The sequence below is a fragment of the Stenotrophomonas cyclobalanopsidis genome (assembly GCF_008710035.1).
Lineage (GTDB): Bacteria > Pseudomonadota > Gammaproteobacteria > Xanthomonadales > Xanthomonadaceae > Stenotrophomonas > Stenotrophomonas cyclobalanopsidis.
The window spans coordinates 24,995-34,481 of the sequence record NZ_VYKI01000027.1; the positions used below are offsets into that span (position 1 = coordinate 24,995).

7 protein-coding genes and 1 pseudogene are annotated in these 9,487 nt (G+C 67.9%); 5 read left to right on the forward strand and 3 right to left on the reverse strand.

Annotation, left to right across the window (positions count from 1 at the left end; all coding sequences use genetic code 11):
* Positions 1 to 44: 44 nt before the first annotated feature.
* Complete coding sequence (locus FJU31_RS16165; RefSeq protein ID WP_150455648.1) at positions 45 to 2,684, reverse strand: TonB-dependent receptor; 2,640 nt, start codon at positions 2,682 to 2,684, stop codon at positions 45 to 47.
* Positions 2,685 to 2,875: 191 nt separating this feature from the next.
* Here FJU31_RS16165 and queD point away from each other — a divergent pair, with 191 nt between their 5' ends.
* Positions 2,876 to 3,238 (forward strand): 6-carboxytetrahydropterin synthase QueD, encoded by a 363-nt coding sequence (queD, locus tag FJU31_RS16170; protein WP_150455649.1) that lies wholly within the window; start codon positions 2,876 to 2,878, stop codon positions 3,236 to 3,238.
* A 115-nt stretch (positions 3,239 to 3,353) separates the two neighbouring features.
* Entirely contained in the window at positions 3,354 to 3,707 is a 354-nt protein-coding gene (locus FJU31_RS16175) for a phasin family protein (protein WP_150455650.1), read from the forward strand.
* Between the two features lie 143 nt (positions 3,708 to 3,850).
* Here the strand turns inward: FJU31_RS16175 and FJU31_RS16180 are convergent.
* Positions 3,851 to 5,308, reverse strand: a pseudogene (locus tag FJU31_RS16180) (sensor histidine kinase); the annotation flags it as partial.
* On the reverse strand, positions 5,305 to 6,024 hold the full coding sequence (locus FJU31_RS16185; protein WP_116863761.1) for a response regulator transcription factor: 720 nt from the start codon (positions 6,022 to 6,024) through the stop codon (positions 5,305 to 5,307). The pseudogene FJU31_RS16180 and the gene FJU31_RS16185, both read right to left, overlap by 4 nt.
* A 144-nt stretch (positions 6,025 to 6,168) precedes the next feature.
* On the opposite strand from FJU31_RS16185, the gene msrB reads away from it, so the two are divergent.
* Genes msrB through msrA form a run of 3 tightly spaced genes read left to right on the forward strand, consistent with a single transcriptional unit; the run spans position 6,169 to position 9,266 of the window.
* Positions 6,169 to 6,744 carry a peptide-methionine (R)-S-oxide reductase MsrB gene (gene msrB, locus FJU31_RS16190; RefSeq protein ID WP_150455651.1) on the forward strand — a complete coding sequence of 192 codons (576 nt, stop codon included), beginning with the start codon at positions 6,169 to 6,171 and terminating at the stop codon, positions 6,742 to 6,744.
* A gap of 2 nt (positions 6,745 to 6,746) precedes the next feature.
* The gene (locus FJU31_RS16195) at positions 6,747 to 8,513 is read left to right on the forward strand and encodes a cytochrome c biogenesis protein DipZ (RefSeq protein ID WP_150455652.1); all 1,767 of its coding nucleotides are present in this window, start codon (positions 6,747 to 6,749) and stop codon (positions 8,511 to 8,513) included.
* Between the two features lie 15 nt (positions 8,514 to 8,528).
* The gene (msrA, locus tag FJU31_RS16200; protein ID WP_150455653.1) at positions 8,529 to 9,266 is read left to right on the forward strand and encodes a peptide-methionine (S)-S-oxide reductase MsrA; all 738 of its coding nucleotides are present in this window, start codon (positions 8,529 to 8,531) and stop codon (positions 9,264 to 9,266) included.
* Positions 9,267 to 9,487 lie beyond the last annotated feature (221 nt).

Genomic DNA, 9,487 nt, shown 5'->3' on the forward strand with positions numbered 1-9,487 from the left:
GCAACGCGGCCGGCCACGCAGGGTGGCCGGCCGCGGCGATGGCATCAGAAGCGGTAATCGAAGCCGAGGGTGAAGTAGCGGCCACGAAGGTCGTATTGGCTGAAGTCGTACGGCGCGCGGATGCCGGGGAACGAGGCGTCGTACGGCGGCGTCCTGTCGGCCAGGTTCTGCACCTTGGCGTAGACGGTCAGTTTGTCGATGCCGGCATAGGCCAGGTACAGATCAAACTGGTTGTACGCATCGATGCGGTCCTGCACGGCCGCGGCGGCGGTGCTGGCCTTCTGGTCGTAACCGCTGGTGTAGTACCAGGTGACGGCCGCGGTGAAATCGCGGTAGGTCCAGTCCAGCGTGGTGGTCGCCTTGTTCTTCGGCAGCGTTGCGCCGAGGTTGCTGCCGGCGTAATCCACCAGCGGGCCACCCACCACGGTGGGGCGACGGTAGTCGCGCACGTGGGTGTAGGCCGAGGACAGGGTGAAGTCGCCCAGCGCGGCAGTCGGAATGCGCTGGCGCAGCTCGACGTCGATGCCCGAAGTCTTCAGCTCGCTCAGGTTCTGGTAGCGGTTGAACACGGCCTGCAGCTTGCCGCGCTCGTCGCGCTGCACGGCACCGGCGACGTTGTCGTTGACCAGGGTCTGGGTGTTGTTGGTGCCGACCAGGTTGTCCAGCTGGATGCGGTAGTAATCCACGCTCAGGTTGGTGTTGGCCCACGGCGAGAGCACCACGCCGAAGTTCACGCTCTTGGTGCGCTCGGGCTTCAGTTCGCTGTTGCCAACGGTGAAGAAGGTCGGGTTCTGCCGCGACCCCGGCACGTCCGGGTCGCGCGGGTCGACCACGCTGCCGTAGGCGATGCTGGTGCTGTTGGAGTTCTCCGACAGGGACGGCGCACGGAAGCCCTTCGACGCCGAGGCGCGCACCAGCAGGAAATCCAGCGGCTGCCAGCGCAGGCCGAGCTTGGGCGAGAACGCGTCGCCGAAGTCGTCGTAGTGGTCGGCACGCGCGGCGGCGGACAGTTCCAGGCCCGTGGCCAGCGGCACGTTCACTTCGGCATACGCGGCGCTGACCTTCCGCTCGCCGTGCACTTCGGCGATGGCCGGGCGCACCTGCAGGCCGGCATCGATCTGCCAGGGGTTGTTGGAATCGAGCTTCTCGCGGCGCCATTCAGCACCGGCAGCAAAGCCGATGTCACCGGCCCAGGTGCGGCCCAGGGTGCCGGAGATCTTGGCATCCACGCCCTGCAGCACCGATTCGGCCGGGCGCAGGGTGGAGAGGTTGATCGCATCGATCACCGACTGCGGGGTGGCCGACGGGTTGAGCAGGTTGTAGCTGCCGCTGGCCAGCGCATCGGCCAGCGCCCAGCGGTTGGCGAAGCCGCCCGACACGGTCTCGCGCTCGCTGCTACGCGCGCCGAACGCGGCCAGTTCCCAATCCCAGGCGGCGGTGCTGCCGCGCAGGCCGACCACGCCGCGGTAGGCGGTGGAGCGGTTGGTCTTGATGGTGCCGCCGAGGTCGAAGAAGGTGTATTCGATCGGCACGGCGCGGCCATACGGGTTGTACGGGCTGCTGGCCGGCAGGTTGGAAGACACCGGTTCGGCCAGGCCGGTTTCCGCGTTCAGGGCGAAACGGCCGCTTTCCAGGGTGAAGAACGGGCTGCTGCCGAACCAGGCAGCGCTTTTGATCTGGCTGTACAGCACTTCGCCGAAGGCTTCGACGTTCTCGCCAAGGCGGAAGGTACCGTTGGCATACGCCTGGTAGCGCTTGGTCGAAGGAATCAGGGTGGTGTACGGCGCCTGGTTGAAGCCGCAGGTATCACCGGCGAGGCCGTCGATGGGCGCGCTGGCGACGCGGGTGGTGCCGGTGGGGCAGTTGCCGTCGGCATCGAGCATCGGCACCGAGACGCCGTTGATGAGATAGCGCGCGCCCTTGGCCGACCAGCCGTTCCAACGGCCGCCGGGCTGGTCGCTGTAGATGCCGCTCCTGGTCAGGTTGCGCTCGTCCTGGTCCAGGCGTTCGCGGTTGTAGCCCTGCAGGCTGAAGAGGATGTTGTAGCCATCGGTATCCAGGTCACCGAGGCCACCGACGAACTTCAGGCTCTGCTCGTGCAGGCCGCCCTGGTCGGCACCGCCGAAGCTGCCGCCGAGTTCGGCGCCTTCGAAGTTCTGCCGGGTGATGATGTTGACCACGCCGGCCACCGCATCGGAGCCGTACACGGCCGAGGCGCCGTCCTTGAGCACTTCGATGCGCTCGACCGCCACCAGCGGCAGCGCGTTGAGATCGACGAAGGTGTCGGACAGGCCACCGGCCGGGAAGCCGTAGTTGGCCAGGCGGCGGCCGTTGAGCAGCACCAGCGTGTTCTTCTGCGAGAGCCCGCGCAGGCCGATGCCGGCCGAGCCGGACGCCCAGCCGTTGTTGGTGGTTTCGTTGCTGGCGTTGCCGGTGTTGGCCGAGATGGAACGCAGCACGTCGGCGACGGTGGCCTTGCCGGTCTGTTCCAGCTGCTGGCGGCCGATCACCTGCACCGGGTTGGACGCTTCGGTATCGGTGCGCTTGATGTTGGACCCGGTGACGCGCACGGCGGCCAGGGTGCTGGCTTCGCCACTGGCGTCGGCGGAGGTTTCGGCGGCGGCAGACAAAGGCGCGGCCAGAGCGACGGCCAGGGCCGCCACGAGCAGGGTGTGCTGGGACATGACGATGTGGGGGGTGGTAGTGGACGACGGAAGTTCCGCAGTAATCCATGCCAGGTCTGGCGCGACCAATAACATCTCTTCATACGGATATAAGAGAAGCTAACATCTCTTCATCCGGATGGAAAGAATTGATTTATGGAAAGCCAACAACCGGGACGGCCGCCGCGGCGGCGCCGGCGTACAATCGCGCCATGGAAATCTTCAAAGTCTTCATGCTCGAGGCGGCCCACCGCCTGCCCAACGTGCCGCCGGGCCACAAATGCGCGCGCCTGCACGGCCACTCGTTCCGGGTGGAACTGAAGGTGGAGGGCGAGCCGGGTGCGCAGACCGGCTGGATCATGGATTTCGGCGACGTCAAAGCCGCCTTCCAGCCGATCTATGACCGCCTGGACCACCACTACCTCAACGACATCCCCGGCCTGGAAAACCCGACCAGCGAGAATCTGGCGGTGTGGATCTGGAAGGAGCTGAAGCCGGTGCTGCCCGCGCTGAGCGAGATCACCGTGCATGAAACCTGCACCTCCGGGTGCCGGTACCGTGGCCCGGGCGTCTGATCAAGCCATTGATCCGAAAGGTTTTCTGAAGGCGCCTTGAGCGCCTTCCTATTTTTTGTTGCATTGCGGCATGATCGGCGTATGCTGCATTGCATCAACCGCTTTCGATGCCGCCATGGCCAACGCCTTCGCCGATCGTTTCAGTGATGCCACCCGCCAGCTGGCGGCTGCGGCAACGCGTGCAAACCGATTGGCGCTGGAAAACGCCGAGAGCATGTTCGGCGTGCAGCTGAAGGCGATGGAACGCAACCTGACCGCGACCGGCGGCTGGCTGGGCGAACTGGCCCGCAGCGAAGATCCGGCCGGGTTGCTGCCCAAGGGCGCACAGCTGTGGCAGGACAACCTGAAGCGGCTGGGACAGGCCCAGCAGGACGTGGTCGATCTTGGCCTGCAGGCCGGTCGCGCCTGGTCCGAGCTGGTGCAGGGCCAGACAGATACAACGGCGGACGCCACCGGCAACAGCCACTGACGTCACGCCCACGCTCATTGCATGGGTCCCTCCCCCCATGCAATCCGGACCCGGCAGATCCCTCCCTCTGCCGGGTCTTTTTTTGCCTGCGATTTGGTGAAGCGCATCCACGCATGGCGTGGATCTACCGGTAAATCGACCGCGTCCGCGCGCGGCAGCGCAAACACGAACAGCGCGCCGGTCGCGCTCTCCCGCAGCTCAATGCGGCGCCCGTGCAGCTGCACGATGCGTTGCACGATCAGCAGGCCCAGCCCACCATTCTCGCCACGCCGCGCACCCAGCGCCGCCGGTGCCTGGAACAGCTGCGCACGCAGCGCCGGCGCCACGCCCGGACCATCGTCGGCCACGCTCACTTCCACGCTGCCTTCGATGGCGCGCAGCTGCACCCGCACCTCGCCGCCTTCGGGCGCATGCCGCAGCGCGTTGTCGAGCAGGTTGGTCAGCACCCGCTCGACCAGGCCGAGGTCGGCACGCACCAGCGGCAGGCCCGGCGGGAAATCCGCATGCAGGTGCTGGCCGCGCGCCTGTGCGGCCAGTTCGAACTTCTGCAGCACGTCCTGCAGCAGTTCCGGCAGCGCGAACACCTCCCACTCCAGGCGCACTTCGCCATGTTCCAGCCGCGCCAGTTCGAACAGCGCGCGCGCCAGGCGGCCGACCTTGGCGCTCTGCGCCAGGGCGATGCCGAGATAGCGACGACGTTCGTCGGGCGAAAGCGTGGCTTCCTTCAGCGCCATCGTTTCCAGGTAGCCATGCAGCGAGGACAGCGGCGTGCGCAGGTCGTGCGAGATGTTGGCCACCAGTTCGCGGCGCTGCAGGTCCTGCTGGCGCAGCTGCTGCCACTGTTCGCCCAGCCGCTGCGCCATCTGCGCGTGGGCATGTTCGAGGATCTTCAGTTCATCGCGCTCGCCGCTGCGCAGCGGCACCGGGGCCGGCAATGGCGTGGGCGCATCGATGTCGAAGGCCTGGATGCGCCGCGTCAGCCGGCGCAGCGGCCGGGTGACCCAGTAGAACGCAACCAGCCCGGCCAGCAGGCCCAGCCCGCCCACCAGCAGCACCGACCACAGCGTGGTGTTCCACTGATTGCTGGCGGCCAGATCGTCGGCCAGCATCTGCCGGTGTTCGCCCACCAGCACCACATATACGTAACCGGCCTGGCGTCCCTGCACCACCAGCGGGGCCACGCTGAACACCTTGCGGCCGCCGGTACTGCGAGGATCGTCGCCGAGGATCGGAAGTGGTGCACCGGCCAGCAGGCGACGCAGCGGCGCCAGGTCGACGCGGTTGCGCAGCAGGTGGCCGCTGGGCGCATCGTGGCCGAGGATGCGGCCCTGGTCGTCCAGCAGGTACACCTCCACGCTGGGATTGACCGCCATCAGCTGGCCGAACAGCGCGCGAACCGCGGTATCGCGCATGCCGCTGGTGTCCATCAGTTCGCTGCGCTGGGCGATGTGTTCGGCCAGGCCCAGCGACAGCCGCTGCACCACTTCCTGTTCGTGGCGGGTGCTGGCGCGCATCTGCAGGGCCAGCAGGGCCATGCAGCACATCAGCATCAGCGCGGCGATCACCGCCGCCAGCTTCTGCCACAGGTTGGGCGTGATCATGCCGACGCCCCGGCCGGATCGACCAGCTTGTAGCCGCGTCCCCACACCGTCAGCAGCCGCCGCGGCGTGGCCGGGTCGAGTTCGATCTTGCTGCGCAGGCGGTTGATGTGGGTGTTCACCGTGTGCTCGTAACCATCGTGCTGGTAGCCCCAGACCTGGTTGAGCAGTTCCATCCGTGCGAACACCTGGTCGCGGTGGCGGGCGAAGAACAGCAGCAGGTCGAACTCGCGCGGGGTCAGTTCCAGTGCGCTGCCATCGACCGACGCGGTGCGCGCCACCGGGTCCAGCTGCAGGCCACCGACCTCGACCGCACCGGCATCGATGCGCGCGTTCTGTGCCATCGCTTCGGCACGGCGCAGCAGCGCGCGCACGCGCGCCACCAGCTCGGGCATCGAGAACGGCTTGGCCAGGTAATCGTCAGCGCCCAGTTCCAGACCGACGATGCGCTGGGTCTCGCTGCCACGCGCGCTGATGATGATGATCGGCACGTAGCGCGCCATCGCACGGGCACGCTGGCAGATCTGCAGGCCATCCACGCCGGGCAGCATCACGTCCAGCACCAGCGCGTCCCACGGGCCATCCTGTTCCAGCAGGCGCAGGCCGGCATCGCCTGTGGCGGCGTGGGCGACGTCGTAGCCCTCGTCGGCCAGGTGCATGCGCAGCAGATCGGCGATATGGGCATCGTCTTCGACGATCAGGACGCGTTTGGCGGACATCGGCAGCTCGGGGCCAGTGGGGAGGCTGACCGCATTGTGGCGCGGGACGGCCACCGATACCTCACGAAAAATTGAATCCTGCGTGAGGATTCGTTGACCCGGGCAGGCGCAGCATGGCCCCGTCGCCCCTTCCCGGAGTCCACCATGCCCCTCACCCGCCGCCACCTGCTGGGCCTGGGTGGTCTTGCCACCGCCGCTGGCGTGCTCGGCCTGGGCGCGTGCAGCCGCGCTGCCACGGCCGCCGCCGAGAACCGCCCGGCTCGACAGTTCCCGCTGATGCGCACCGATGCCGAATGGCGCCGGCTGCTGACCCCGGCGCAGTACGCGGTGCTGCGCCAGCAGGCCACCGAACGCGCCGGCAGCAGCCCGCTGAACAAGGAACACCGGCAGGGGACCTTCACCTGCGCCGGCTGCCAGCAGCCGCTGTTCTCCTCGTCCACCAAATTTGAGAGCGGTACCGGCTGGCCCAGTTTCTGGGCCCCGCTGCATGGCGCCGTCGGCGAGGACCGCGACACCACCTTCGGCATGCTGCGGGTGGAAGCGCACTGCAGCCGCTGCGGCGGCCACCTCGGCCATGTCTTCAACGATGGCCCGCGCCCGACCGGCCTGCGCTACTGCATGAACGGTGCCGCCCTGCTGTTCCAGCCCGGTGCGGCCCGGCAGGACAGCGACGGTGGCTGGCGCGTGCCGCTTGGTTCTTCCCCCACCTCTGGAGCCTGATGATGCTGCTGTTGCTGCTGGCCTACCTGGGCGGCGTACTGACCCTGCTCAGCCCGTGCATCCTGCCGGTGCTGCCCTTCGTGTTCGCACGCGCCAACCGGCCGTTCCTGCGTAGCACGCTGCCGCTGCTGCTGGGCATGGCGTTGACCTTCGCCGTGGTCGCCAGCCTGGCCGCCGTGGGCAGCCAATGGGTGGCCCAGGCCAACCAGATCGGCCGCTGGGTGGCTCTGGTGCTGATGGCCGTGTTCGCTCTGGCGCTGCTCTGGCCGCGCCTGGCCGACCACCTGCTGGCGCCGTTCCAGCGCGTGGGTGCACGGCTGAGCGCGCGCGCCGATGCCGCCGATGATGACGGCCGTGGCGGGGCCTGGACCTCGCTGCTGATCGGCATCGCCACCGGCCTGCTGTGGGCACCGTGCGCCGGGCCGATCCTGGGCCTGGTGCTGACCGGCGCTGCCCTGCATGGCGCCAGCGTCGGCACCAGCGCGCTGCTGCTGGCCTACGCGCTGGGTGCGGCCACCGCGCTCGCGCTGGCGGTATGGATCGGCGGCCGCGTGTTCAACGCCCTGCAGGCGCGCCTTGGCCTGGGCGATGTGCTGCGCAAGGTGCTGGGCGTTGCCGCGCTGGTGGCGGTGGTGGCGATCGGCCTGGGCTGGGATACCGGCCTGCTGACCCGCCTGTCCACGGTCAGCACCGCGCGCATCGAACAGGGCCTGCTCGATGCCGTGCCCGGTGCGCAGCCGGCGGCGCCGCCGATGATGATGGCCGGCGCCACTGCGGGTGCCGATGCGCCGCTGCCGGTGGAAGGCACCCTGCCCTCCCTGGACGGTGCCACCGGCTGGCTCAACAGCCCGCCGCTGAAAGCCGAGCAGCTGCGCGGCAAAGTCGTGCTGATCGACTTCTGGACCTATTCCTGCATCAACTGCCTGCGTGCGATGCCCTTCGTGCACGAATGGGAACGCCGCTATCGCGACCATGGCCTGGTGGTGGTCGGCGTACACACACCCGAGTTCGCCTTCGAACGCGACCCGCGCAACGTGATGAAGGCCGTGCAGCAGCTGAAGGTGGAATACCCGGTGGCGCTGGACAACCAGTATTCGATCTGGCGCGCGTTCAACAACCAGTACTGGCCGGCGCAGTACTTCGTCGATGCGCAGGGCAGCATCCGCGCCCACCAGTTCGGTGAAGGCAACTACGCGCATTCGGAACAGGTGATCCGCCGCCTGCTGACCGAAGCCGGCCAGACCGATCTGCCGCCGCCAGCCGACCCGGCCGCCGCCGACCTGCAGGGCGTGGCCACGCAGGCCGACATGGGCAACCTGCGCTCGCCGGAAACCTACCTGGGCCATGCACGCGCCGAGCACTTCGCCTCGGCCGGCGGGCAGCGCACCGATGTGGCCTTCGATTACACGCTGCCGGCCAGCCTCGCACTCAACCAATGGGGCCTGTCCGGCCGCTGGACCGTCACCGATGAAGCCGCGCAGCTGCAGCAGGCCGGCGGACGCATCGCCTTCCAGTTCCATGCCCGCGACCTGCACCTGGTGCTGGCACCGACGCAGGACGGCACGCCGGTGCGCTTCCGCGTGTGGCTGGATGGCAAGCCGCTGCCTGCCGCCGATGCCGGCAGCGATGTCGGCGCCGATGGCAGCGGCGTGGTCAACGAGAACCGTCTGTACCAGCTGGTGCGCCAGCGCGGCACGGTCGGCCCGCACCGCTTCGAGATCGAGTTCCTCGATGCGGGCGTGCAGGCCTATGCCTTCACCTTTGGTTGAGAACAGGAGGGCACAATGAAATTCTCCTTCGAACAGGGCATTGCAGTGGGTGTGGCCGGGCTGGTCGCCACGGCACTGGGGGCCAGTGTGCTGCTGGTGGACCACAGCGCAATGGCCGCACCCGCTAGCGCCAGCGCGCAGGTACAGGCGCTGCCGGCACCCACCGGCGATGCCGCTTACACCGATGGCGCCACCCACGCCAGCGTGGTGTTTGCCGGTGGCTGCTTCTGGGGCGTGCAGGGCGTGTTCCAGCACGTGAAAGGCGTGAGCAATGCGATAGCCGGCTATGCCGGAGGCAGTGCCGCCGATGCACGCTACGAGCGCGTCAGCAGCGGCCGCACCGGCCACGCCGAAGCCGTGAAGGTCGACTACGATCCGCGCCAGGTCAGCTATGGGCAGCTGCTGCAGGTATTCTTCTCGGTGGCGCACGATCCCACCCAGCTGAACTACCAGGGCCCCGACCACGGCAGCCAGTACCGCTCGGCGATCTTCAGCGATGACGCCAGGCAGCTGGCTGCCAGCCGCGCCTACATCGACCAGCTGGGCAAGGCTGGCAGCTACCGCGGCCCGATCGTGACCCAAGTGGCCAGCGGCCAGCGTTTCTACCCGGCCGAGAGCTACCACCAGAACTACATGAACAACTACCCGCAGGCGGCCTACATCCGCTACTACGACGCACCGAAGCTGGCCGCGCTGGGCAAGCAGTTCCCCGCGCTGTACCGGCGCCAGGCGTCACTGGTGCCGATGCGCTGACCGCGCTTTCGTAGAGTCGAGCTTGCTCGACTGCCATCGCGTAGAGTCGAGCTTGCTCGACTGCTGTCGCGTAGAGTCGAGCTTGCTCGACTGCTGTCGCGTAGAGTCGAGCTTGCTCGACTGCTGTCGCGTAGAGTCGAGCTTGCTCGACTGCTGTCGCGTAGAGTCGAGCTTGCTCGACTGTCCCGGCAAAGCAGTCGAGCAAGCTCGACTCTACGAAG